21 protein-coding genes and 1 tRNA gene are annotated in these 22,436 nt (G+C 67.8%); 12 read left to right on the top strand and 10 right to left on the bottom strand.

Features of this window, described 5'->3' with window-relative positions; all coding sequences use genetic code 11:
• Positions 1–43 precede the first annotated feature (43 nt).
• On the bottom strand, positions 44–643 hold the full coding sequence (locus FWJ24_RS02635) for a hypothetical protein (RefSeq protein ID WP_150286213.1): 600 nt from the start codon (positions 641–643) through the stop codon (positions 44–46).
• 195 nt (positions 644–838) lie between these two features.
• Here FWJ24_RS02635 and leuD point away from each other — a divergent pair, with 195 nt between their 5' ends.
• Both leuD and FWJ24_RS02625 read left to right on the top strand, forming a co-directional pair.
• Complete coding sequence (leuD, locus tag FWJ24_RS02630; RefSeq protein WP_150286212.1) at positions 839–1,444, top strand: 3-isopropylmalate dehydratase small subunit; 606 nt, start codon at positions 839–841, stop codon at positions 1,442–1,444.
• A gap of 112 nt (positions 1,445–1,556) precedes the next feature.
• Positions 1,557–2,738: a lytic murein transglycosylase gene (locus FWJ24_RS02625; protein WP_150286211.1), complete on the top strand. Its 1,182-nt coding sequence runs from the start codon at positions 1,557–1,559 to the stop codon at positions 2,736–2,738.
• A gap of 31 nt (positions 2,739–2,769) precedes the next feature.
• On the opposite strand, the gene FWJ24_RS02620 is transcribed toward FWJ24_RS02625, so the two are convergent.
• Complete coding sequence (locus tag FWJ24_RS02620) at positions 2,770–3,309, bottom strand: DsrE family protein (protein ID WP_166443563.1); 540 nt, start codon at positions 3,307–3,309, stop codon at positions 2,770–2,772.
• Positions 3,310–3,493: 184 nt separating this feature from the next.
• Between FWJ24_RS02620 and leuB the strand changes: the two genes are divergently transcribed.
• Complete coding sequence (gene leuB / locus FWJ24_RS02615) at positions 3,494–4,603, top strand: 3-isopropylmalate dehydrogenase (RefSeq protein ID WP_150286209.1); 1,110 nt, start codon at positions 3,494–3,496, stop codon at positions 4,601–4,603.
• 143 nt (positions 4,604–4,746) lie between these two features.
• On the opposite strand, the gene FWJ24_RS02610 is transcribed toward leuB, so the two are convergent.
• Together FWJ24_RS02610 and FWJ24_RS02605 are read right to left on the bottom strand one after the other, a co-directional pair.
• Positions 4,747–5,040 carry a hypothetical protein gene (locus FWJ24_RS02610; protein ID WP_150286208.1) on the bottom strand — a complete coding sequence of 98 codons (294 nt, stop codon included), beginning with the start codon at positions 5,038–5,040 and terminating at the stop codon, positions 4,747–4,749.
• An 89-nt stretch (positions 5,041–5,129) separates the two neighbouring features.
• Positions 5,130–6,020, bottom strand: a complete 891-nt coding sequence (locus FWJ24_RS02605; protein ID WP_150286207.1) for a hypothetical protein — start codon at positions 6,018–6,020, stop codon at positions 5,130–5,132.
• A 488-nt stretch (positions 6,021–6,508) separates the two neighbouring features.
• Between FWJ24_RS02605 and FWJ24_RS02600 the strand changes: the two genes are divergently transcribed.
• Positions 6,509–7,543, top strand: coding sequence for an aspartate-semialdehyde dehydrogenase (locus FWJ24_RS02600; RefSeq protein ID WP_150286206.1), 1,035 nt, complete (start codon positions 6,509–6,511; stop codon positions 7,541–7,543).
• A 58-nt stretch (positions 7,544–7,601) separates the two neighbouring features.
• Here the strand turns inward: FWJ24_RS02600 and FWJ24_RS02595 are convergent, their stop codons facing one another.
• From FWJ24_RS02595 to gltB, 3 genes are all read right to left on the bottom strand, one after another.
• A complete protein-coding gene (locus FWJ24_RS02595; RefSeq protein ID WP_150286205.1) occupies positions 7,602–9,023 on the bottom strand; it encodes a glutamate synthase subunit beta in 1,422 nt (473 codons plus the stop codon).
• A gap of 14 nt (positions 9,024–9,037) precedes the next feature.
• Complete coding sequence (locus tag FWJ24_RS02590) at positions 9,038–9,277, bottom strand: glutathione S-transferase family protein (protein WP_150286204.1); 240 nt, start codon at positions 9,275–9,277, stop codon at positions 9,038–9,040.
• Positions 9,278–9,346: 69 nt separating this feature from the next.
• On the bottom strand, positions 9,347–14,098 hold the full coding sequence (gene gltB, locus FWJ24_RS02585; protein WP_150286203.1) for a glutamate synthase large subunit: 4,752 nt from the start codon (positions 14,096–14,098) through the stop codon (positions 9,347–9,349).
• Positions 14,099–14,542: 444 nt separating this feature from the next.
• On the opposite strand from gltB, the gene FWJ24_RS02580 reads away from it, so the two are divergent.
• Positions 14,543–15,616 (top strand): threonine aldolase family protein, encoded by a 1,074-nt coding sequence (locus tag FWJ24_RS02580; protein WP_150286202.1) that lies wholly within the window; start codon positions 14,543–14,545, stop codon positions 15,614–15,616.
• Between the two features lie 127 nt (positions 15,617–15,743).
• The gene (locus FWJ24_RS02575; RefSeq protein WP_150286201.1) at positions 15,744–16,352 is read left to right on the top strand and encodes a hypothetical protein; all 609 of its coding nucleotides are present in this window, start codon (positions 15,744–15,746) and stop codon (positions 16,350–16,352) included.
• 92 nt (positions 16,353–16,444) lie between these two features.
• Here the strand turns inward: FWJ24_RS02575 and FWJ24_RS02570 are convergent, their stop codons facing one another.
• Positions 16,445–16,909: an Hsp20 family protein gene (locus FWJ24_RS02570; RefSeq protein ID WP_150286200.1), complete on the bottom strand. Its 465-nt coding sequence runs from the start codon at positions 16,907–16,909 to the stop codon at positions 16,445–16,447.
• A gap of 241 nt (positions 16,910–17,150) precedes the next feature.
• Between FWJ24_RS02570 and FWJ24_RS02565 the strand changes: the two genes are divergently transcribed.
• The gene (locus FWJ24_RS02565; protein WP_150286199.1) at positions 17,151–17,546 is read left to right on the top strand and encodes a hypothetical protein; all 396 of its coding nucleotides are present in this window, start codon (positions 17,151–17,153) and stop codon (positions 17,544–17,546) included.
• Between the two features lie 44 nt (positions 17,547–17,590).
• Positions 17,591–18,595: an alpha/beta fold hydrolase gene (locus tag FWJ24_RS02560; protein WP_150286198.1), complete on the top strand. Its 1,005-nt coding sequence runs from the start codon at positions 17,591–17,593 to the stop codon at positions 18,593–18,595.
• A 3-nt stretch (positions 18,596–18,598) separates the two neighbouring features.
• On the opposite strand, the gene hisN is transcribed toward FWJ24_RS02560, so the two are convergent.
• Together hisN and FWJ24_RS02550 are read right to left on the bottom strand one after the other, a co-directional pair.
• Positions 18,599–19,390 carry a histidinol-phosphatase gene (hisN, locus tag FWJ24_RS02555; protein WP_150286197.1) on the bottom strand — a complete coding sequence of 264 codons (792 nt, stop codon included), beginning with the start codon at positions 19,388–19,390 and terminating at the stop codon, positions 18,599–18,601.
• A 396-nt stretch (positions 19,391–19,786) separates the two neighbouring features.
• Positions 19,787–20,698 carry an N-formylglutamate amidohydrolase gene (locus tag FWJ24_RS02550; protein WP_150286196.1) on the bottom strand — a complete coding sequence of 304 codons (912 nt, stop codon included), beginning with the start codon at positions 20,696–20,698 and terminating at the stop codon, positions 19,787–19,789.
• A gap of 173 nt (positions 20,699–20,871) precedes the next feature.
• Here FWJ24_RS02550 and cpdR point away from each other — a divergent pair, with 173 nt between their 5' ends.
• The 4 genes from cpdR to FWJ24_RS02530 all read left to right on the top strand — a co-directional run bounded on the left by cpdR (position 20,872) and on the right by FWJ24_RS02530 (position 22,412).
• On the top strand, positions 20,872–21,231 hold the full coding sequence (gene cpdR, locus FWJ24_RS02545; protein ID WP_150286195.1) for a cell cycle two-component system response regulator CpdR: 360 nt from the start codon (positions 20,872–20,874) through the stop codon (positions 21,229–21,231).
• 123 nt (positions 21,232–21,354) lie between these two features.
• Positions 21,355–21,429, top strand: a tRNA-Val gene (locus FWJ24_RS02540).
• 88 nt (positions 21,430–21,517) lie between these two features.
• Positions 21,518–21,643: a type B 50S ribosomal protein L36 gene (ykgO, locus tag FWJ24_RS02535; RefSeq protein ID WP_150286194.1), complete on the top strand. Its 126-nt coding sequence runs from the start codon at positions 21,518–21,520 to the stop codon at positions 21,641–21,643.
• Positions 21,644–21,788: 145 nt separating this feature from the next.
• Entirely contained in the window at positions 21,789–22,412 is a 624-nt protein-coding gene (locus FWJ24_RS02530) for a tetratricopeptide repeat protein (RefSeq protein ID WP_150286193.1), read from the top strand.
• The last annotated feature ends 24 nt before the right edge of the window (positions 22,413–22,436 follow it).

Raw genomic sequence — 22,436 nt, 5'->3', positions numbered from 1 at the left:
GCTTGTATGACGGTTCGATAACATGCCGACGCCAGCGGGGCGGTCAGGCCCCGCCTCCTGCCATGATCTGACGCAGCCGGTCCTCCAGCGTCTTCACATCCGCGACGCCGACCCAGCTCTCGCGCTTCTCGACCGGATCGCCGTCGGAATCGCGGAAGGCGCCCAGCGAGAAGGTCAGCGTGCCGATGCCCTCCCGGCCCTCGAGCCGGGAAATCGCCATGATGCGCCCCGGCGCGATCGAATCGACCTCCAGCGCGCTCCCACGCAGCCGGGCGGTCACGAGACGCTTGTCCGTCAGCACATGCACGCTGCGGCGCGCGCGCCACGCGTTCCAGAACGGCTTGCCGACGAGGCCGATCCCGATCAGCACGAAGGGGATGCCGAAGAGCGGGAAGATGGCCGCCATGAGACCGGCCCCGCCCGGCGTCTTGCCGAGATCCGTGCCGAAATAGGCGGCGAGCGCGATCGCCTCCCAGCCGAGCGAGAAGGCGAGCCAGGGGATCGCGAAGAGCCAGATCGGCGCGCCCGCCCAGAAGGCGGCGCGCGGCGAGGGCTGCCCGGCCCAGAGGATGCGCTCGCCCTGAAGGTCGCGCGTCAGCCGCGCCACCAATTCGCGCGGGACGCTGTCGAAACCGCGGGTCATGATCCCTCCGTCCGGGGCCGATGGCGGCAGGCGAATCCCGGCGCAACCGCCTTGCCCTGCTGGCGATGGTCCGCCCGGTCATGCCGGGGCATGCGCCTCCTGTCCAGCGCAAGCAGCGCCGGGGGCTTCGTCGCCGATGCGTGGCGCTTGAATCGCCGGCCGGTTGCGCTACACGGGAAACGAGGAGTTCACGCCATGCAGCCCTTCACCAAGCTCACCTCGACGCCCGCGCCGATGAAGGTGGTCAATGTCGACACCGACATGATCATCCCCAAGCAGTTCCTGAAGACGATCAAGCGCACCGGCCTCGGCAAATCGCTGTTCTTCGAGATGCGCTATGACGAGCAGGGTAACGAGAACCCGGATTTCGTGCTCAACAAGCCGGCCTATCGCAAGAGCGAGATCCTGATCGCGGGCGACAATTTCGGCTGCGGCTCCAGCCGCGAGCACGCGCCCTGGGCGCTGCTCGATTTCGGCATCCGCTGCGTGATCTCCACGAGCTTCGCCGACATCTTCTACAACAATTGCTTCAAGAACGGCATCCTGCCGATCATCGTCAGCCCCGAGGATCTCGACAAGCTGTTCGACGATGCCGATCGCGGCGCGAACGCCACCCTCACCGTCGATCTCGAGGCACAGGAAATCCGCGGCCCGGATGGCGGGGTGATCCGTTTCGAGATCGACCCGTTCCGCAAGAAATGCCTGCTGGAGGGCCTCGACGATATCGGGCTCACCATGGAGAAGGCCACGGCCATTGCCGGCTACGAGCTGAAGGCAAAATCGGAACGGCCCTGGCTTTGAAGCCGCGCGCCCGCGGCGGCAGGGGCGTTCAAGGCGCATCGACGCGCAACGGATGGTTGACGTTGGTTAACCATCCCGGCCTAATCTTGCGCGCATTGCGATGGAGCCTCCGATGCGCGCGCGCCCTGCCCTGCCCCTTCTCGCCCTGCCCCTTCTCATCCTGGCGGGGGCACCCGCGCGCGCCGATTTCGCCGGCTGCGTCGCCGGGCTGAGAAGCCACGCGCTCGGTCAGGGCATCTCGGCCGCGACCTTCGACCGGATGATGGCCGGGGTCGAGCCGGACATGAAGATCGTCGAACTGATGAATTCCCAGCCGGAATTCAAGACGCCGATCTGGGATTATCTCGCGACCCTGGTCGACGAGCAGAAAGTGGCCGAGGGGCGCGCCATGCTCCGCAAGCATGCCGAGGTGCTGGCGCGAATCGAAAGCGCCTACGGCGTCGATCGCCACGCGGTGGTCGCGGTCTGGGGTGTCGAGAGCGATTTCGGCCAGATCGGCGGGCGCTGGTCGCTGCCGCAGGCGCTGTCCACCGCCGCCTGCTTCGGCACGCGCCGGCGTGAATTCTTCCGCGGCGAACTGATCTCGACGATGAAGATCGTCCAGCGCGGCGATATCGCGCCGGAGAAGCTCAGGGGCTCCTGGGCCGGCGCCTTCGGCCATACCCAGTTCATTCCCTCCACCTATCTCCGCCTCGCGGTCGATTTCGACGGCGACGGACGGCGCGATCTCGTCGATTCCATCCCCGACGCGCTGGCCTCGACCGCGAACTATCTCAAGAAATCCGGGTGGATCACCGGCGCGCGCTGGGGATACGAGGTCAGGCTGCCGGCAGGCTATGCCGGCCCCTCGGGCCGCACGGCGAAGCAGCCGCTCGAAAGCTGGGCCGGACGCGGCATCACCCGCGTGGACGGCACGGCGCTCGCCGGCCTGCCTGCGGCCGGGCTGCTGCTGCCGGCCGGGCGCAATGGCCCGGCCTTCCTCGTCACGCGGAACTTCGACGCCGCCTATGCCTACAATGCCGCCGAAAGCTACGCGCTGGCGATCTCCGTGCTCTCGGACCGGCTGCGCGGCGGGTCGGGCATCCGCACGCCCTGGCCAACCGACGATCGCGGCCTCTCGCGGGCCGAGCGCAAGGAATTGCAGGAGCGGCTGATCCGCCGCGGCTACGATGTCGGCAAGCCGGATGGCGCCATCGGCGCGCTGACGCGCGCCGCGATCAAGGATGTCGAGGCTCGGCTCGGCATGCCGCAGACCGGGCGGCCCGGCGGCAAGGTGTTCGACGCCCTGCGTTGAGCCACCGCGCCGGCGCGCCCGGCATCAGGGCTCAGAACTTGATATAGCCGAAGCCCTGCTTCTGGAGATGGATCAGTTCCGCCACCGCCGCCTGGACGAGATCGCCCTCGCTCGCGCCCCAGAGCGTCTCGAGGCCGAGATGATAGGCCTCCAGCGTGTTGGCACAGATGCGGAACTTGACGCCGCGCGTCTTCAAGGCCGCGAAGGCGGCGGCAAGCCGTGGATTGGCCTTCGCGCGGCGCAGCGCATCGACCCCATCGCCCTGGAACAGGATGCGCAGATCCGCTTCGTTCGGCTCGATGGCGTTGAGATGGTTGTTGACCACCGCGACGAGCCGCCAGGCCTCTGCCTCTCGGTCGCGCCAGGATCCCTTGGTCGAGACGTGATAGACGATCTTCTGGTCGCCGTATTCACCGAGCGGGGCGCGGATCGTCATGGCCTCCCCGTGGCGCGGCTGCAAGGGATCGAGGCTCAGTGCGGCAAGCGCGGCGAGCGCACCAAGCCCGCAGGCCGTCGCGAAACCCGCGAGGAAGGCGCGCCGGGCGCGGGATGGTTCGGCGGCGGGACGCATGGCTCTCCTTCCGGCATCGAGGCGGGCGAGGCTAGCGCCAAACCCTTGGCCCCCGGTAAACGTCGCGGCATTCCGGCTGCGACAAGCCCCTTGCCAAGCCCCTTGCGGCGACATTTCGCGTTTTGTAGTCAACGCCGGTCCGCCCGGCCGATAGCGCCCGGCGATAACCAGCAAAGGGTTTCCCATGGCCTCGTTCAACCTTCTCCTGCTCCCCGGCGACGGGATCGGCCCCGAAGTGATGGCGGAGGTGGGGAAGGTCGCATCGCTTCTCGGCGCGGCGGGCATAGCCCGGTTCGAGACCGAGACCGATCTCGTCGGCGGCGCGGCCTATGACGCCCATGGCGTCGCGATCACCGAAGCGGCGATGAGAAACGCGCTCGCCGCCGATGCCGTGCTGTTCGGCGCCGTGGGCGGGCCGAAATGGGCGAAGGTTCCCTACGAGCACCGCCCCGAGGCCGGGTTGCTCCGGCTCCGCAAGGATCTCGGCCTGTTCGCCAATCTCCGCCCTGCCGTCTGCTATCCGGCCCTCGCCGATGCCTCCTCCCTGAAGCGCGAGGTGATCGAGGGGCTCGACATCATGATCGTGCGGGAGCTCACCGGCGGCGTCTATTTCGGCGAGCCGAAGGAGATCGTGACGCTGGAGAACGGCGAGAAGCGCGCGGTCGACACGCAGGTCTACACCACGCACGAGATCGAGCGCATCGCCCGCGTCGCCTTTGACCTCGCCAAGGTCCGCCGCAAGAAGGTGACGTCGAGCGAGAAGCACAATGTCATGCGCTCCGGCGTGCTCTGGAAGGAGATCGTCACGAAGATCGGCGCCGAGGAATATCCGGATATCGCGCTGGAGCACCACCTCGCCGATGCCTGCGGCATGCAGCTCGTGCGCTGGCCGAAGCAATATGACGTGATCGTCTGCGACAACCTGTTCGGCGACATGCTCTCGGACGTGGCCGCGATGCTCACCGGCTCGCTCGGCATGCTGCCCTCGGCTTCGCTCGGCGCGCCGGACGCGAAGACCGGCACGCGCAAGGCGCTCTACGAACCCGTGCACGGCTCCGCGCCGGACATCGCCGGCCAGGGCCTCGCCAACCCCATCGCCATGATCGGCTCGTTCGGCATGGCGCTGCGCTATTCCTTCGGGCTCGGCGAGGCGGCGGACATGGTCGATCAGGCGATCGCCGACGTGCTCGCCGCCGGCATCCGCACCCGCGACATCGCTGCGAAGGGGGCCAATGCGGTCGGCACGCAGGAAATGGGCGACGCGATCATCGCGGCGCTGAAGCGCCGGCTCTGAGGCGCCGGTTCCGAGGAGGCCGGCCTGCGCCGGCTCCCTGAGAAACACCGGCCGGCCTTCGCCGGCCCGGACATGCGAAGGGCGCCCGGAGGCGCCCTCTTTCGTTCACTTGCGGAGGATTACGGCCCGCGCAAAGCACCGCGTCAGCGCACGCTCCACCAGACCGGCGATTCGAACGCGAAGCCGCGCCCGGAGGCGAACCGGTCCGGCAGCAGGCCGAAATCGCCGCCACGCGACCCGAAGCGGCCGGTATCCGAGAAGGACATCGTGTCGTAGACATAATTCTGTTGCGAATGCTGCGGCACCGCCGGGCCCGGATCGAGCCAGGAGCGCGGCTTGACATCGAGCGTGATGCCGCGGCGGCTCTGCGCCTCGGCGGCGCCCGCGAGGGCGAAGGTCGTGCCGGCCAGGATGGCGGCGAGGGCGAGAACACGCATGCGGAATCTCCTGTCGATCTCTCCCGTTAACCCTAGCGTGCCCCCGATTAAAGACCAGTAACCTTATCGGCAATTTCACACCAGCCTGCTCATTTCGCGCGGGTGGTGAGTTTGAGCACCGGTGCCGGCGCCTCATGGTCGAGCCAACTCGCCTTGCGCGCCCCGACCCGGCCCTGCCCGCAGCCCCGCCGGTTGCGCTCGGCGGCGGCGAAGAGCCGCTTCAGCTCCCGGTCGCGCCCCGCCGCAACGAGGTCGAGACGATCGATGAAGCAGCCGAATCCGACCCGATCGGCCGGGCGGCGCGACGAACCGCAGAACCAGCCCGCCAGCGTCAGCCCGGCGGCATCGTTGCGGCGGAAGGCGAGGCAGGCGAGCCGCAATCCTTCCGCATCAAGGATCGCGTCGGCGATCTCCATGGCGCCGAACTTGGTCGCGATCTCGCCGGTCCGGCTCAATCGTTCGATCGCCAGGCCCTGCGCCGCGGCCCGCGCCGCGAGATCGGGGAAGAAGGGCCGCGCGGTCGGCGCGCCGGCCTCGTAGCGCTCCGCCGCGATGACGATCAGCGCCGGGCCGGCCGCCGGCTCGCGCGACGCCCAGGCCAGCGTATCGCGCCGTTCGCCGCGCCCACGAATCTCGACCTGATAGCGCAGGGCGAGGCGGTCGATCTCCGGGCTTTCGAGGTTGTAGAGGGGAATCGGCCGCCGCACGGGCCGCCATGGCTCCGGCGCGGGCGGCAGCACCACCACCGGCCCCGGCGCCTCCGGCTCGCTCCGGCGGAGCGGCGCCGGCGCGGTGGCCATTTCCGGTACGGCGATGACGGAAGCCGCCCGCAACGGCTCCTCCGTATCCGGCAGCAGGGTTGCTGCAAGGAAAGCGGTGAGGCCGGCCGCGGCAAGGATCGTCGCCGCAAACCGCGCCCGCACACGGACAAGACGCCATGCCAGCCGGTGCATCGCCAGCTGCGCAGAGGTGACAAGCATAAGCCAGGCCGCGAAGGCGAGGCGACGGAAGGCCGCGCCGCGGCCCCGCCATGCCGTGATCGGTTCTCCGGCGTGAAGGCCGGTTGCTGCGCCCATTGTCCCGTCTCGCGGGGGGTGCCCCGCCTTCCCCGTTGCTTCCCGGCGAGAATGGGCGGCGGGGGCGAGGATCCGGTTACCGGCGGCGGGCGATCTTTCCGCACGGTAAACGCGGGCTTGCGCGCGGGCTTGGCGAATTGACTTTTTTAACGTCTTCCTGTTTCAGCTAGCGGATCGGCTTTCCGCCGAGGATCGCGTCACAGCACGGCTTCCCGCATGTCCTTCCGGACCCCGACGAAACCGACGAAACCGACGACCGCCACCAAAGGCGGCCTCGTCCGCTGACGCTTGTCCTCGCTCTCGGGTCCTCCCCCGGTCGGGGGATAGGGCCAGAACCCGGTTCACGCGGCCGGGCGGTTCCCGGGGGAGCAGGATCGCAAAGGATGATCACCATGGGTTACAAGGTCGCTGTCGCCGGCGCTACGGGCAATGTGGGCCGCGAAATGCTGGATATTCTCGCGGAGCGGGCCTTCCCGGTCAGCGAGGTCGTGGCGCTGGCCTCCCAGCGTTCCATCGGCCAGGAGGTTTCCTTCGGCGACAGGACGCTCAAGGTGAAGGTGCTGGAGCATCACGATTTCTCCGACACCGATATCTGCCTGATGTCGGCCGGCGGCGAGGTCTCGAAGGAATGGTCGCCCCGGATCGGCGCGCAGGGCTGCGTGGTGATCGATAATTCCTCGGCCTGGCGCTACGATTCCGATGTCCCGCTGATCGTGCCGGAGGTCAATGCCGAGGCCGTGCGCGGATTCACGAAGAAGAACATCATCGCCAACCCCAATTGCTCCACCGCGCAGCTCGTCGTCGCGCTGAAGCCGCTGCATGACCGGTTCGGCATCCGGCGCGTCGTCGTCTCGACCTATCAATCCGTCTCCGGCGCCGGCAAGGAGGGGATGGACGAACTCTTCGACCAGACCAAGGCGATCTATTCCGCCAAGGACGTGACCACGAAGAAGTTCCCCAAGCGCATCGCCTTCAACCTGATCCCCCATATCGATGTCTTCATGGAGGACGGGTTCACGAAGGAAGAATGGAAGATGATGGCCGAGACCAAGAAGATCCTCGATCCGAAGATCCGGCTCACCGCCACCTGCGTGCGCGTTCCGGTCTTCATCAGCCATTCCGAGGCCGTGAACATCGAATGCGAGAAGCCGATCACCGCCGACGAGGCGCGCGAGGTTTTGCGCCAGGCGCCGGGCGTGCTGGTGATCGACAAGCGCGAGCCCGGCGGCTACATCACCCCGCACGAGGCCGCAGGCGAGGACGCGACCTACATCTCCCGCATCCGCGAGGACATGACGGTCGAGAACGGCCTCGCCTTCTGGTGCGTCTCCGACAATCTGCGCAAGGGCGCCGCGCTCAACGCCGTGCAGATCGCCGAATGCCTGATCAATCGCGGCCTCATCACGCCGAAGCAGAAGGCGGCGTGAGCATCTCGGCAGCATAACGGGTTATAAGGCGCCCCGAGGGGCGCCTTTTCTCGAACCGTCACCGCGGCAGAACGCTGTCGCCCATCAGGAAGCGGTCAATCGCGCGGGCGGCCTGTCGGCCCTCGCGGATCGCCCAGACGACGAGGCTCTGGCCGCGCCGCATGTCGCCGGCAACGAAGAGCTTCTCGCGGCTGGTGCGGTATTCCTCATCATTGGCAGCGACATTGCCGCGCCGATCGAGGGCCGCGCCGGATTGCTCGATCATGCCTTCCTTCACCGGCCCGGCGAAGCCGATGGCGATGAAGACGAGATCGGCCCTGAGCACGAATTCCGACCCGGGGATCGGCTGGCGCCGCTCGTCGACACGGGCGCAGCGCACCCCGGTCACGCGGCCGTTCTGGCCAACGATGCCGAGCGTCGCGGCCTGGAATTCGCGTTCCGCGCCTTCGGCCTGGCTCGACGAGGTGCGGAACTTGGTCGGCCAGAACGGCCAGATCGTCAGCTTGTCCTCCATTTCCGGCGGACGCGGACGGATATCGAGCTGCGTGACCGAGAGCGCGCCCTGCCGGAAGGCAGTGCCGACGCAATCCGAGGCGGTGTCGCCGCCGCCGATCACCACCACATCCTTGCCGCCCGCGAGCAGCGGCCGCTCGGCCTCCGGCTCGCCGCCGACACGGCGGTTCGCCTGCACGAGATAGGGCATGGCGAAATGCACGCCGTCGAGATCCTGCCCCGGCAATGCGGGGTCGCGCGGCGCCTCGGCGCCGCCCGCCATCAGCACCGCGTCGAAATCGCGGATAAGATCGGCGAGGGGGCGGTTCACGCCGATATTGACCCCGTAATGGAAGGTCACACCCTCCGCGCTCATCTGCGCGATGCGGCGATCGATATGGTGCTTCTCCATCTTGAAATCGGGGATCCCGTAGCGGAGCAGCCCACCGGCGCGGGGCTCGCGCTCGAAGACATGCACCTCATGGCCGACCCGCGCCAGCTGCTGCGCCGCCGCGAGCCCTGCCGGGCCGGAGCCGATGATCGCGACGCGCTTGCCCGTCAGCCGTTCCGCCGGCTCGGGGCGGATCCAGCCGTTCTTCCAGCCATTGTCCGCAACCGCCTGCTCGATGGTCTTGATCGTCACCGGCTTGTTCTCGAGATTGAGCGTGCAGGCTTCCTCGCATGGCGCGGGGCAGATCCGGCCGGTGAATTCCGGGAAATTGTTGGTCGAGTGCAGGTTGTCGAGCGCGGTCTGCCAATCGTCCTGATAGACGAGATCGTTCCAGTCCGGGATCTGGTTGTGCACCGGGCAGCCCGCCGGGCCGTGGCAATAGGGAATGCCGCAATCCATGCAGCGCGCCGCCTGCTCGCGGATGTCCTTTTCGTCCATCGGCAGCGTGAATTCGCGGAAATGGCGGATGCGGTCGGAGGCCGGCTGATACTTGCTGTCGCGCCGGTCGATCTCGAGGAAGCCTGTAACCTTGCCCATGATTCTTGTCCCGATCAGCCGCGCTTCCGCGCCGGCAGGGCGAGTCTGTGCTCGCAAGCTGAAATCCAGGCCGATACGTTCGGCCGCGCATTTAGGTCGAACCCGCCCTCGTCGGCAAGCCGCGTATAGGCGGGCCGCGCGATATCGGCGATCGCGATGTCGACCGGCGCCCATGCATAGCGCAGGCCGAGAAAATCGGCCGCGTATTTCACCTTCAGGCCATTGCCCGAGTTCAAATCTCCGTAGATCCGCATGGATCTCTCCGTCCGCGCCATCGGTTCAGGGATGCGGGCGGGAGCCTCGCCCCGGCCCGCCATTCTCGCCTATTCCGCCGCCTGGAGCTGGCGGGCTTTCTCCATCTCGCGGATGGCCCGGCGATACTCGACCGGCATCACCTTCACGAACCTGGTCCGGTATTCCGGCCAATGCTCGAGAATGTGTTTGGCGCGGGTCGAACCCGTATAGCGCAGATGATTGGCGATGAGCTGGTGGAGGCGCTCCTCGTCATGGCGCGACATGTCACCCATGATGTCGATCCGGCCCTTGAACTCGAGATCGCCGCCATGATGGTAGTCGCGCTCGAGCAGCTCCTCCTCCTCCTCGACCGGTTCGAGATCGACCATCGAGAGATTGCAGCGCTGCCGGAAGGTCCGGTCCTCGTCGAGCACATAGGCGACGCCGCCGGACATGCCGGCCGCGAAATTGCGCCCGGTTTCGCCGATCACGACCACCACGCCGCCGGTCATGTATTCGCAGCCATGGTCGCCCGTGCCCTCGACCACCGCGATCGCACCGGAATTGCGGACCGCGAAGCGCTCGCCGGCAACGCCGCGGAAATAGCACTCGCCCGCGATGGCGCCATAGAGCACCGTGTTGCCGACGATGATCGAGCGCTCCGGCACGATCGCCGCATCCTCCGCGGGGCGGACGATCAGCTTGCCGCCGGAAAGGCCCTTGCCGACATAATCGTTCGCCTCGCCGACAAGATCGAGCGTCACGCCCGCCGCCACCCAGGCGCCGAAGCTCTGCCCGGCCGTGCCCCGGAGGGCGACATGGATCGTGTCGTCCGGCAGCCCGGCATGGCCGTAGCGCCTGGCGATCTCGCCCGAGAGCATGGCGCCGGTCGCGCGGTCGACGCTGCGGATGGCCGCCTCGATGCGCACCGGCTTGCCGTGCTCCAGCGCCTCGCGCGCCTCGGCGATCAGCTTGCGATCCAGCACATCGTCGATCGGATGCTTCTGCCGCTCGGCATGCCGCCGCGCGACCGAGGCCGGCGCGTCCGGCACCGCAAACAGCTTCGAGAAATCGAGCCCCCGCGCCTTCCAATGCGCGAGCCCCTCGCGGGTATCGAGCAGGTCGACCCGGCCAATCAGCTCCTCGAGCCGCGTGAACCCCATCTCGGCGAGCAGGGCCCGCACCTCTTCCGCCACGAAGAAGAAGAAGTTGATCACATGCTCGGGCTGGCCCTTGAAGCGCTTCCTGAGCACCGGATCCTGCGTCGCGACGCCGACCGGGCAGGTATTGAGATGGCACTTGCGCATCATCACGCAGCCCGCCGCGATGAGCGGCGCCGTCGAGAAGCCGAACTCGTCGGCACCGAGCAGGGCACCGATCACCACGTCGCGCCCCGTGCGCAGGCCGCCATCGACCTGGAGCGCGACACGGCCGCGCAGCCGGTTGCGGACCAGCACCTGCTGCGTCTCCGCGAGGCCCATCTCCCAGGGCGAACCGGCATGCTTGATCGAGGTCAGGGGAGAAGCGCCGGTGCCGCCCTCATAGCCGGAAATGGTGATATGGTCGGCCCGCGCCTTGGCGACGCCGGCCGCGACCGTGCCGACGCCGACTTCGGAAACGAGTTTCACCGAGACATCCGCAGCGGGATTGACGTTCTTCAGATCGAAGATCAGCTGTGCGAGATCCTCGATCGAATAGATGTCATGATGCGGCGGCGGCGAGATGAGCCCGACGCCCGGCGTCGAGTGCCGCACCTTGGCGATCACCGCATCGACCTTGTGGCCGGGAAGCTGCCCGCCCTCGCCGGGCTTCGCGCCCTGCGCCACCTTGATCTGCATGACATCCGCATTGACGAGATATTCGGTCGTCACGCCGAACCGTCCCGAAGCCACCTGCTTGATCGCCGAGCGGCGCGGATTCTGCGAGCCGTCCGGCAGCGGCTTGAAGCGCGCCGCCTCCTCGCCGCCCTCACCCGTGTTGGACTTGGCGCCGATCGCGTTCATCGCCTTGGCCAGCGTTTCATGCGCCTCGCGGCTGATCGAGCCGAAGGACATCGCGCCGGTCGCGAAGCGTCTGACGATCGCGCTTGCCGGTTCGACCGCGTCGAGCGGCACCGGCTTGCGGCCGCTCTCCTCGGCCTTGCGGATGCGGAACAGGCCGCGGATCGTCGTGAACCGGTTGTCCTGTTCGTCGATCCGCCGGGAATAGGCGGTGAAGCGGTCGCGCGCATTGAGACGCACGGCATGCTGGAGATCGGCCACCGAATCCGAGGTCCAGACGTGATCTTCGCCGCGCTGGCGGAGATTGTATTCCCCGCCGACATCGAGATGGCGCTTGAGCACCGGCGAGGCACCGAAGGCGGCACGGTGGCGCCGGACGCTCTCCTCAGCAATTTCGTCGAGCCCCGCGCCGCCGATCGTGGTCGCGGTGCCGAAGAAGAAGCGATCGATGAAATCCTGGCTCAGCCCGACGGCATCGAAGATCTGCGCGCCGCAATAGGATTGGTAGGTCGAGATGCCCATCTTGGACATCACCTTGAGCAGGCCCTTGTCCACCGCCTTGATGTAGCGCTTGACGATCTCGGCCTCGTCCACCTCCTCCGGGAATTCCATGTCGCTCTTCATCGCGACAAGCGTCTCGAAGGCGAGATAGGGGTTGATCGCCTCGGCGCCGAACCCGGCGAGGCAGGCGAAATGATGCACCTCCCGCGCCTCGCCCGTCTCGACCACCAGCCCCACCGAGGTCCGCAGCCCCTTGCGGATCAGGTGGTAATGCACCGCCGCCGTCGCGAGCAGCGCCGGCACGGGGATGCGGTCCGGCCCCACCATGCGGTCGGAGAGGATGATGATGTTGTAGCCGCCATGCACAGCCGCCTCGGCGCGGTCGCATAGCAGCGCGATGGCCCCCTCCATCCCCTTCGCGCCCTGCGCAACGGGATAGGTGATGTCGAGCGTCTTGGTATCGAACCGGTCCTCGAAATGGCCGATGCAGCGGATCTTCTCGAGATCCTCGTTGGTCAGGATCGGCTGGCGCACCTCCAGCCGCTTGCGCCGCGCATTGCCCTCGAGGTCGAATATGTTCGGCCGCGGCCCGATGAACGAGACGAGGCTCATCACCAGCTCCTCGCGGATCGGGTCGATCGGCGGGTTGGTGACCTGCGCGAAATTCTGCTTGAAATAGGTGTAGAGCAGCTTCGACTTGTCGGAGAGCACGCTCGGCGGCGTGTCGGTCCCCATGGAGCCGACCGCCTCCTGACCCGTCACCGCCATCGGCGCCATCAGGAGCTTCGTGTCCTCCTGCGTATAGCCGAAGGCCTGCTGGCGATCGAGCAGGCTCACATCCGTGCGGCTGGCGCGCGGCTCGACCGGGCGGAGATCCTCCAGCACGATCTGGCTGTTCTTCAGCCATTCCCTGTAAGGATTGGCCTTGGCGAGGCTGGCCTTGACCTCCTCGTCGGAGATGATCCGCCCCTCGACGAGATCGACGAGCAGCATCTTGCCGGGCTGGAGCCGCCACTTGGTGACGATCTCGCTCTCCGGGAAGGGGAGAACCCCCATCTCCGAGGCCATGACGACGAGATCATCCTTCGTCACGAAATAGCGCGCGGGCCGGAGGCCGTTCCGGTCGAGCGTGCCGCCGATCTGGCGGCCATCGGTGAAGGCGATCGCGGCCGGCCCGTCCCAGGGCTCCATCAGCGCCGCGTGATACTCGTAGAAGGCGCGGCGCTCCTCGCTCATCAGCGGGTTGCCGGCCCAGGCTTCGGGCACGAGCATCATCACCGCATGCGCGAGGCTATAGCCGCCGCGCACGAGGAATTCGAGCGCGTTGTCGAAACAGGCGGTATCCGACTGGCCCTCGTAGGAAATGGGCCAGAGCTTCGAGATCTCGGTGCCGTAAAGCTCGGAATCGACGCTTGCCTGCCGCGCCGCCATCCAGTTCACATTGCCGCGCAGCGTGTTGATCTCGCCGTTATGCGCGACCATGCGATAGGGATGCGCGAGCTGCCAGGTCGGGAAGGTGTTGGTCGAGAAGCGCTGATGCACGAGCGCCAGCGCGCTCTCGAAGCGCGGATCGGTGAGATCCTTGAAATAGCCGCCGAGCTGGTTGGCGAGCAGCATGCCCTTGTAGGTCACGGTCCGGCACGAGACCGAGACCGGATAATACGAGGCCTTCGCCCGCTCGGTGGAGAGATAGAGCGTATGCGAGACGACCTTGCGGAAGATGAAGAGCCGGCGCTCGAACGCCTCCTCGGTCGCGATGTCGCTGGCGCGGCCGATGAAGACCTGCCGATGCACCGGCTCGGTCGGCTTCACGCTCTCGCCGAGATCGGAATTGTCGACCGGCACATCGCGCCAGCCGAGCAGGATCTGGCCCTCGTCGCGGATGGTCTGTTCGATGATCCGCTCGATGCGCGCCCGCGCCTCCGCATCCTGCGGCAGGAAATATTGCCCGACGGCGTAATGTCCCGGCTCCGGCAGCGTGAAGCCGAGCTTTGCGCATTCCTCGGCGAAGAAGCGGTGCGGGATCTGGACCAGCATGCCGCAACCGTCACCGGCCTTGGGATCTGCGCCGACCGCGCCGCGATGATCGAGATTCTCGAGGATCTTGAGCCCGTGCTCGACGATCCGGTGGCTCTTGCGGTTCTTGATATCGGCCACGAAGCCGACGCCGCACGAATCCTTCTCGTGGCGCGGATCATAGAGCCCCGAGGCTGCCGGCAGACCAGGATCGCGGACAATGATCGGCTTCGCAACCGCCTCGCCACGAGCGGCGCATTTGGTCGCACGCGAGGCCGGAACAGGCTGCGCGGCGAAGCCAAACTTCGTCTCTCTCGTGGTCATCGTCCCATCCTCCAGGGTCGCGGCGCCTTGCCGCGGATTCTCCGGTTCTACGTGCCGCCGGCGGATGCGCGGCGACAGTTCAGGCATGTCGAGCCCGCGAACCGGATGCAATCCGCAAGGATTCGGGCATCCGGAGCGCGGGCCGTCGAGTAGGTCAGCAACCCTGTCCTATCGGCGGGGCACATAATCAGAATTAACCGCCTCGCACAAGAGCCGGGAGGCGAAAAATGATCGCTTTAATTGCCTTTTATGGCCCATACGAGACATAAAATTGTTTCCGACGCCGCAAGAGCGAAAGAATGCGTCGAAAGGCCACGGTTCCGCATCCAGCCCGTGGCGCGCCCCCACCTGGCGCCGCCGCAGGCTCCGCGTCGCGCATCTTGCCTGCCCTCATGAAATCCGTCTTGATGAAGGCCCCCTATCAAGCCGCCGGCCGAAATCACCATGCATTTCAACTCGGATAATGTCGTCGGCGCGAGCCCGCGCGTGCTCGCGGCGCTCGTGGCCGCCAATGCCGGCGCCGCCGGCTCCTATGGCGCCGATCCCTGGACCGCGCGGGTCGAGGCGGCCTTCGACGCACTGTTCGAGCGGAAGGTGCATGTCTTCCCGGTCACGACCGGCACGGCGGCCAATGCGCTGGCCTGCGCCACGATCTGCCCGCCCTGGGGCGCGCTGCTGACCCATCGCGAGAGCCATGTCATCGACGACGAATGCGGTGCGCCGGAATTCTTCATGGGCGGCGCCAAGCTTGTCGGGCTTCCGGGCGTCGGCGGCAAGATCACGCCCCAGGCGCTCGATGCATATTTCGCGGCTGAGCCGGGCGGCGTCCGGCGCCCGCCGGTCAAGGCGCTGTCGATCGCGCAAGGCACGGAATTCGGCCTCGCCTATGATCCCGACGAGATCGCTGCCCTGAGCGCCGCAGCCCGCGCGCGCGGGCTGCGCATGCATATGGACGGGGCGCGCTTTGCGAATGCCCTGGTCGCATGCGGCTGCAGCCCGGCCGAGATGACCTGGAAGGCGGGGATCGACCTGCTCTCCTTCGGCGCCACCAAGAACGGCTGCCTGATGGCGGAGGCGGTGATCCTCTTCGATGCGGCGCTGGCGGAGGATTTCCGTTTCCGCCGCAAGCGCGCGGGGCAGACGCTCTCCAAGCAGCGGCTGATCTCGGCGCAATTCGAGGCCTATCTCGCGGACGACCATTGGCGCGCGCTCGCCGCCCATGCCAACGCGATGGCGGCGCGGCTCGCGGCCGGCATCGCCGCCATCCCCGGCTTGCGGCTCGGCTGGCCGGTGATGATCAACGAGGTGTTCCCGATCGCGCCCGCGCCGCTGCTTGCCCATCTCCACGCGCGCGGGGTCGCCTGCCACGACTGGACGGACGACGCCCTACCGCCGGACAACCGGGCGCGTCCCGGCGAGATCGTGCTGCGCTTCGTGACCTCCTTCGCCACCGTTCCGGAGGAGGTGGAAAGCCTGCTCGCGATCCTGCGCGATTTCGCCGCCGGCCGCGGCGCGTGAGGCCGCCTTCATCATTTCGCCTCAAATCGCTGCGCTGTTCTCTGGCGTTTAATCCGGCATCAACCATGGCGCCGGATCATCCGGACGGGGTCGGCGCGACAAGGCAAGACGAGGAGCCGCGACAGGCATGACGGACGCGCATCGGACCAACCCTCTTCGCCGCCTCGGCCTTGCCGGCGGCGCCCTGCTGCTTTCGGGGATATTCGCGCCGGCCTCGGCGCAATTCTTCGCCAGGCCCTTCTTCGGCGGTTTCTACGGCCCCGTCGTCGTCCCGGCGCCGGTTCCGCGTGCGCCGATCGGCATGGGTGCCATGGCGGTGTTGGGCGAACTCGAGGATCGCGGGTTCCGCAGCCTGACGATCGTGGCGCGCCGCCCCGACGTGTTCGTGATCGACGCCGTCGACCCGCGCCGGCAAACGGTCCGGCTGATTGTCGACGCCTATGACGGCGAGATCCTCGAACGTTTCGCCCGCGAGCGCGACCTCACCGCCCGCACTCCGGACACCCGCCGCGACGCGCCGCGTACGAGCCGCCCCGACGGCGCAAAGCCGGACGACAAGGCGGCCGAGAAGACTGCCGAGCCGCCCGTGCCGCCGCGCCGCCCAGCCTATGCCGCCGCGCCGGCGGTTGCCCCGCCAGCCGCACGGCCCGCACCGCGCCCGGCCCCGGTCGCGCCGGCGCGCGACCCTTCGGAATGGGCGCCGATCAATTCGGTTCCCGTCGCGCCGCTCGAATAGACAACACCCGTGCAACATGAAAAGGGCGCCCTCCGGCGCCCTTCCTTCTGGTCTCGTGATGGGGAAGCCCGGGGGTCGGGCAGCCGGATGCGTCAGGCCGCGATCGCGTCCACGGTTGCCGGCTTCGCCGAACCGTTGGCGATCGGCACCAGCCGGGGTTTCTTGGCCTCCGGAACCTCGCGCACGAGTTCCACATGGAGCAGGCCGTTCTCCAGCCGCGCGCCGGTCACGCTCACGTAATCGGCGAGCTGGAAGCGGCGCTCGAAGGCGCGGGCCGCAATGCCCTGGAACAGGAATTCACCTTTCGGCTCGGCCTCGGCCTGCTTCTCGCCGCGCACGACGAGCGCGTTTTCCCGGGTCTCGATCGCGAGTTCGGCCTCGCTGAAGCCGGCGACGGCCAGCGTGATCCGGTAGCCGTTTTCCGACACCTTCTCGATATTGTAGGGCGGATAGCTCGGCGCGGCGTTCTCGAAGCCGCCAAGCTGGTCCATCAGCGAGAACAGACGATCGAAGCCCACGGTGGAGCGATAGAGGGGGGTCAGGTCAAACGAGCGCATGGCATATCCTCCTTGAAGCGACATGCGGGGACGGCCCGCCGATCGGCCGGGCCGAAATGTGCAGCCAGACGGCCTGCACGGAAAAAAGGTGGGAACGGCCGAACCGGCTTTCAAGCCCCTGCCGCCGCCGGAGCGATGAATGGCGGATGAACGCCGTGGTTGCGGCGCGGTTCAGCGTGGCGATGCTAGACCTGCCGGCATGCTTCGGCCCGCATGGTGCGCGCCGGGCGGGAATCCCGAGATGGTCACGCGTCCTCCCTCCCCACAGCCCGCGCCAGAAGGCGGGGCTGCGCCGCGCCTGCGGCGCCGGCTGACGGTGGCGGCCGGCATCGCGTTCGGCTCGATCGGCTTCGCGGTGGTCGCGCTCTCGCAGGTGCGCCAGACCATGCTGGCGCCGCCCGCGCCGGGCGACGGCACGCTCGCCGGCGAATTGACGCGGCTCGCCGGCTTCCAGCGCCGCGGCACGCTGATCGTCGGCGAGGTCCGGGCCGGCGACGGCACGCCCCTGCGGCTCGTCTTCGATGCGCGAAGCCAGAGCCTCGTCGGTTTCCGGGTGCTCGAACGGCCGGCGGCGGCCGAGGCGGGGCCGGCCTGCCCCGTGGCCGAAGCGGGAACCCCCTTGCCGGCGCGGCGCTGAACTGCGAACGAGGAGGCTCACGCTCCCGCGCGGAAAGCCGCCCGATGCTCGATCATCTCGTCCCGCCTCCCCCCGGCCTCGCCCTGCCGCCCGGCCTCGCCGCGCGCCGCCTTGAAGCGGCGGACGGGCTGGCGCTGCGCGCGGCCTTCGCCCGCCCGGATGGCGCGGCGAAGGGCACGATCATCGTCCTGCCCGGCCGGGCCGAGTTCATCGAGAAATACGCCGAGGTGCTCGGCCATCTCCTCGCGCGCGGCTTCGCCGTGGCGATGCTGGACTGGCGCGGCCAGGGCGGTTCGGCGCGCCAGCTCCGGGATCCGATGAAGGGACATGTCGAGGATTACGCCGATTACCGGCTCGATCTCGCGGCGCTGCTCGATGCCGCGGCCGCCGAGGCGATGCCAGAACCCTATGGGCTCCTCGCGCATTCGACCGGCGGGGCGATCGCCCTCTCGGCGCTGGCCAGGGGCGAGAACCGCTTCCGCCGCGCGATTCTGACCGCCCCGCTGACAGGCATCGCCGGGATCAGCTGGCCCGGCACCGCGCGCGTGCTCACCCGCCTTCTTGCGAGCATCGGCCTCTCGACACGCTATGTTCCCGGCGGAGGCGCGAAGCCGATCTTCGCCAAGCCCTTCGAGGGCAACCCGCTGTCGAGCGATCCCCTCCGCTACGCGATCTCCGGACGCTGGCTCGCGGCCGAACCCCGGCTGGCGATCGGCGATCCGACGATCGGCTGGGTGGACGCGACTTTCGACGCGCTGGCCGAATTCCAGGAGCCGGACTTCGGCCGCGCCAACCGCACCCCGATCCTGATGATCCTCGCCGGCGCCGATCATGTGGTCGAGACGCGGGTGGCTGCCGCGCTCGCCCGGCGCCTCAAGGGTGCCGGGGCGATCGAACTGCGCGGCGCGCGTCACGAGATCCTGATGGAGGCCGACGCGATCCAGGCGCAATTCTGGGCCGCCTTCGACGCCTTCATGCGCCTCGACGCCGCGGACGATGCCCAGCGCGCGGCGGAGGACGATCCGCACCCTGCCCCCGCCGGCGGCTGAACCTCAGCCCTCGCGGAGCAGCGCCAGCGCGGCGGCATGCAGCGCCGGCGTGGCGGCCGCGAGGATGCGCCCGCCATTCTTGGCGCTCCCGCCCTCCCAATCGCTCACCACGCCGCCCGCACCCTCGATGATCGGGATTAGGGCGACGATATCGTAGGGCTGGAGGCCGGATTCGATCACGAGATCGACATGCCCCGCCGCCAGCATGGCATAGGCGTAGCAATCCGCGCCGTAGCGGGTCATCTTGGCTGCGGCCTCGACGCGCGCATAGCGGGGGCGGTCGCCCTCGGCGAAGAGGCGCGGATCGGTGGTCATCAGATGCGCCTCGGCGAGCCCGCCGCAATCGCGGGTGCGCAGATCGCGCGAGCCCTGCGCCCCCCGGAGCTGGGCGATCCGCCCGTCGCCGAAGAAGAGTTCGCCGGTATAGGGCTGGTGCATCACGCCCATCACCGGATCGCCGTTGCGCATCAGCCCGATCAGCGTGCCCCAGACCGGCAGGCCGCAGATGAAGGCGCGCGTGCCGTCGATCGGGTCGATGACCCAGAGATATTCCGCCCCGGCATTCTCGGTCTCGAATTCCTCGCCGAGAATGCCGTGCCCCGGAAAGGTGGCGCGGATCTGCCGGCGGATCACCGTTTCGGCGGCGCGATCCGCCTCCGTCACCGGATCGAACCGGCCGGATTGTGCGCTCGCCTTGTCGATGACGTTGAGGCGCGTGCGGAAGAAGGGAAGGATCGCCTGCCCCGACATCCGGGCCAGCTGTTCCATGAAGGCGGAGAGATCGACCGGACGCATGTAGCCCCTGACGGAATTCGGATGGCGGGCGACACCGCGCCATGCGCGATGCCGGAAGCAAGCGAACCGCCGCTGCTCCGAGGCTGCTCATGCCATCCCGGTAACGGCTCCGAAACCGCGTTGATGAAATGTCGACAAAAAAATACCCATCCGTCCGGATGGGGCTTGCAGTTTGTGCGGCGCAATATATATTGAAGCTGTCACGACGGTTCGCCCTCGTGACGTGCCCTCCTTGGGCGTTTCCTCCCTAGACTTACAAAGGCCGCTTCGTGCGGCCTTTTTTTTATCCCGAAACACCGGAAGGCGCGCCGGAAAGGCCACCCATGCCTTGAGCTCTTGTGCGGCGGCCGTTCGGCTCTTCCGGCTCATTCTGCTGGCGCGATGGGCAGCGTGCTTCTATTCAGCAGCATCTTGCGAAAAATGCAAGGCCGTTGTGCGGCTGGCGTATGCCTCGAAATCCATAAGCCGCAGGATCAGTGCGACGAGCGCCTCGCAGACCGGCGCGAAACCGCCATGCGGCTCCAGCCGCTGCTCGTCCATGTAGAGCGCGCGGTTGATCTCGATCTGGAAGGCGTGCCAGCCGAGCGCCGGCCGGCCGTAATGCTCGGTGATGTAGCCGCCGGCATAGGGCTGGTTGCGCTCGACGCGGAAGCCGAGCCCGCGCGCCGCCGCCTCCGCCGCCTCGATGAGATCGGGGTCGGCGCTGGCGCCGAACCGGTCGCCGAGCACGAGATCCGGCAAGGGCCGCGCCGGACGCGGCCCGGATTGCGATGGCATCGAATGCAGATCGACAAGCACCACCCGGCCATGCCGCTGATGCCGCAGCGCAAGTTCGCGGTGGAGCCGCAGGTGATAGGGCACGTAAGCCTGCTCGATCCGGCGCAGCGCGTCGTCGAGGCTGATCTTGCCGGCATAGATCTCGATCTGGTCGCCGATGACGCGCGGCACCGTGCCGAGCCCGCCGGCGACGCGCAGCGAGCGCGTATTGGCATCGACCGGCAACGGGCCGGCGATCAGCCGCGGATCGAGTTCGAAGGGCTCGCGGTTGAGATCGACATAGCTGCGCGGCAGCAGCGCGCGCATCATCGGCACGCCGGCCTCGGTCGCCGGCATGAACAGCCGGTCGACGAAAAGATCCGAGGCACGCCGCAAGGTTTCACGCGGCAATTGCGCCCGGGCAAGGAATTCCGCGGGGAAATGGTCGCCCGAATGCGGGGAATTGAGGAACAGCGTCGTGTCGGAAGCCAGGGGCGCCGCGATCTGGTAGATGCCCTGTTCGGGCGGATCGGGTGCAAACGCGGCCGGCATCGAGCCTCCTCTGGGATCGCTTGCCGACAAACATGCCGCGATCCCGCCCCATGGTCCAGCGCCCGCGATGCGGATGTGGAAAATTGACGCGCTGTTTACCCTGACGGCCTAACGATATTTCTAAATTATCCGGCCGGCCGCATGAAGTGCCGCCCCGGTCCCGAGAGAGCCTCATGACGAAGATCCTGCTTGCCGAAGACGACAACGACATGCGCAAGTTCCTGGTGCGCGCACTCCAGAACGCGGGCTACGAGGTCGCCTCCTTCGACAATGGCCGCTCGGCCTATCACCGGCTGCGCGAGGAGCCGTTCGAGTTGCTGCTGACCGATATCGTCATGCCGGAGATGGACGGGATCGAACTCGCCCGCCGCGCCACCGAACTCGACCCGGACATCAAGGTGATGTTCATCACCGGCTTCGCCGCCGTGGCGCTCAACCCGGAATCGAACGCGCCGAAGGATGCACGGGTGCTCTCGAAGCCCTTCCACCTCAAGGAACTCGTCACCCAGGTGAAGCAGCTTCTGGCCGCCTGACCCGGTCCATTTCCAGCGCCGGATTCTTGCGCGGTTATGCGCCAAAAATCCTTGCCCTTTCGCCGAACCGCGACTATACGGGCGCTTCCCTTTTTCCGGCGGCTCCGGTTCCGGTGCCGTCAGGGGCGCGTAGCTCAGCGGGAGAGCACTACCTTGACACGGTAGGGGTCACAGGTTCAATCCCTGTCGCGCCCACCATTTCGGCCGGAAGAGCCCCGCACGGGGCCTGGATGGCGCAGGTTCCGGGCGACCGGGCAGATCCGGGCGACCGGGTGGAGTTGAGACGATGAAGATCAGGAATTCGCTCAAGTCGCTGATGAAGCGGCATCGCGACAATCAGATGGTGCGCCGGCGCGGCCGGGTCTACATCATCAACAAGACGCAGAAGCGCTACAAGGCCCGCCAGGGCTGATCCTTCGCGTCCGGCATGGTGGAAGGCGCCCCGGCCGGGCGCCTTTTTGCGTTGCGCCATTGGCGGGCGCGGACATCGGCCTTGACCCGCGCCGCACGCGGGATACCTTAGCGCCATGGCCTCATGGGTGCGGATGTCTTCGTGGATGCGGTCGCGCGGCGCGCACGCGTCCGTCGTCGCGACGCTCCTTCTTGCCGCCGCGCCCGCCCTCGCGCAGGACGTGCCGCCCGCCGTCCCGGCCGCCCCGAAACCCGCCGATCCCGCCCAACCTGAAACCCGGCATCGTGCCGAGCAGCGGCTGAACCTGCTGTTCGAACGACTGCGCGAGGCACCGGACGCGCAGAATGCGCGCGGCATCGCGAACGAGATCGAGCAGATCCTCGAACGCTCCGGCAGCCCGACGGCCGATCTCGTCTATCAGCGCGCCAAGGAGGCGGTGGGCGCCAAGGATCTCGATCTCGCGCTCGATCTTCTCGATTTCGTGCTGGCGATGAAACCGGATTGGGCGGAGGCCCATCACCGCCGCGCGGTGGTGCATTTCCTGCGCAAGGACGAGGAGGCGGCCCTGCGCGACGTGCGGGCCGCCCTGGCGCTCGAACCGCGCCATTACCAGGCGCTCGCCGGGCTCGGCGGGCTGCTGCGCGGCATGGGCAACCGCAAGGGCGCCTATCGCGCCTTCACCCGCGCGCTCGAGATCTACCCGCACTTCCCGGATCTGAAAGGCAGCCTCGACAAGATGCGTCCCGAGATCGAGGGACAGCCGATCTGACCCCGTCCCCACGGCCGCAAGGGC

This window comes from Rhabdaerophilum calidifontis, assembly GCF_008641065.1.
GTDB lineage: Bacteria > Pseudomonadota > Alphaproteobacteria > Rhizobiales > Beijerinckiaceae > Rhabdaerophilum > Rhabdaerophilum calidifontis.
The sequence above is the reverse complement of the archived record's forward strand: the minus strand, read 5'-3'. Positions and strand labels throughout refer to the sequence as shown.

Coding starts and splice junctions, on each gene's coding strand:
- FWJ24_RS02635 (WP_150286213.1), bottom strand. CDS start 643: ATGACCCGCGGTTTCGACAGCGTCCCGCGCGAATTGGTGGCGCGGCTG.
- leuD (WP_150286212.1), top strand. CDS start 839: ATGCAGCCCTTCACCAAGCTCACCTCGACGCCCGCGCCGATGAAGGTG.
- FWJ24_RS02625 (WP_150286211.1), top strand. CDS start 1,557: ATGCGCGCGCGCCCTGCCCTGCCCCTTCTCGCCCTGCCCCTTCTCATC.
- FWJ24_RS02620 (WP_166443563.1), bottom strand. CDS start 3,309: ATGCGTCCCGCCGCCGAACCATCCCGCGCCCGGCGCGCCTTCCTCGCG.
- leuB (WP_150286209.1), top strand. CDS start 3,494: ATGGCCTCGTTCAACCTTCTCCTGCTCCCCGGCGACGGGATCGGCCCC.
- FWJ24_RS02610 (WP_150286208.1), bottom strand. CDS start 5,040: ATGCGTGTTCTCGCCCTCGCCGCCATCCTGGCCGGCACGACCTTCGCC.
- FWJ24_RS02605 (WP_150286207.1), bottom strand. CDS start 6,020: ATGCTTGTCACCTCTGCGCAGCTGGCGATGCACCGGCTGGCATGGCGT.
- FWJ24_RS02600 (WP_150286206.1), top strand. CDS start 6,509: ATGGGTTACAAGGTCGCTGTCGCCGGCGCTACGGGCAATGTGGGCCGC.
- FWJ24_RS02595 (WP_150286205.1), bottom strand. CDS start 9,023: ATGGGCAAGGTTACAGGCTTCCTCGAGATCGACCGGCGCGACAGCAAG.
- FWJ24_RS02590 (WP_150286204.1), bottom strand. CDS start 9,277: ATGCGGATCTACGGAGATTTGAACTCGGGCAATGGCCTGAAGGTGAAA.
- gltB (WP_150286203.1), bottom strand. CDS start 14,098: ATGACCACGAGAGAGACGAAGTTTGGCTTCGCCGCGCAGCCTGTTCCG.
- FWJ24_RS02580 (WP_150286202.1), top strand. CDS start 14,543: ATGCATTTCAACTCGGATAATGTCGTCGGCGCGAGCCCGCGCGTGCTC.
- FWJ24_RS02575 (WP_150286201.1), top strand. CDS start 15,744: ATGACGGACGCGCATCGGACCAACCCTCTTCGCCGCCTCGGCCTTGCC.
- FWJ24_RS02570 (WP_150286200.1), bottom strand. CDS start 16,909: ATGCGCTCGTTTGACCTGACCCCCCTCTATCGCTCCACCGTGGGCTTC.
- FWJ24_RS02565 (WP_150286199.1), top strand. CDS start 17,151: ATGGTCACGCGTCCTCCCTCCCCACAGCCCGCGCCAGAAGGCGGGGCT.
- FWJ24_RS02560 (WP_150286198.1), top strand. CDS start 17,591: ATGCTCGATCATCTCGTCCCGCCTCCCCCCGGCCTCGCCCTGCCGCCC.
- hisN (WP_150286197.1), bottom strand. CDS start 19,390: ATGCGTCCGGTCGATCTCTCCGCCTTCATGGAACAGCTGGCCCGGATG.
- FWJ24_RS02550 (WP_150286196.1), bottom strand. CDS start 20,698: ATGCCGGCCGCGTTTGCACCCGATCCGCCCGAACAGGGCATCTACCAG.
- cpdR (WP_150286195.1), top strand. CDS start 20,872: ATGACGAAGATCCTGCTTGCCGAAGACGACAACGACATGCGCAAGTTC.
- ykgO (WP_150286194.1), top strand. CDS start 21,518: ATGAAGATCAGGAATTCGCTCAAGTCGCTGATGAAGCGGCATCGCGAC.
- FWJ24_RS02530 (WP_150286193.1), top strand. CDS start 21,789: ATGCGGTCGCGCGGCGCGCACGCGTCCGTCGTCGCGACGCTCCTTCTT.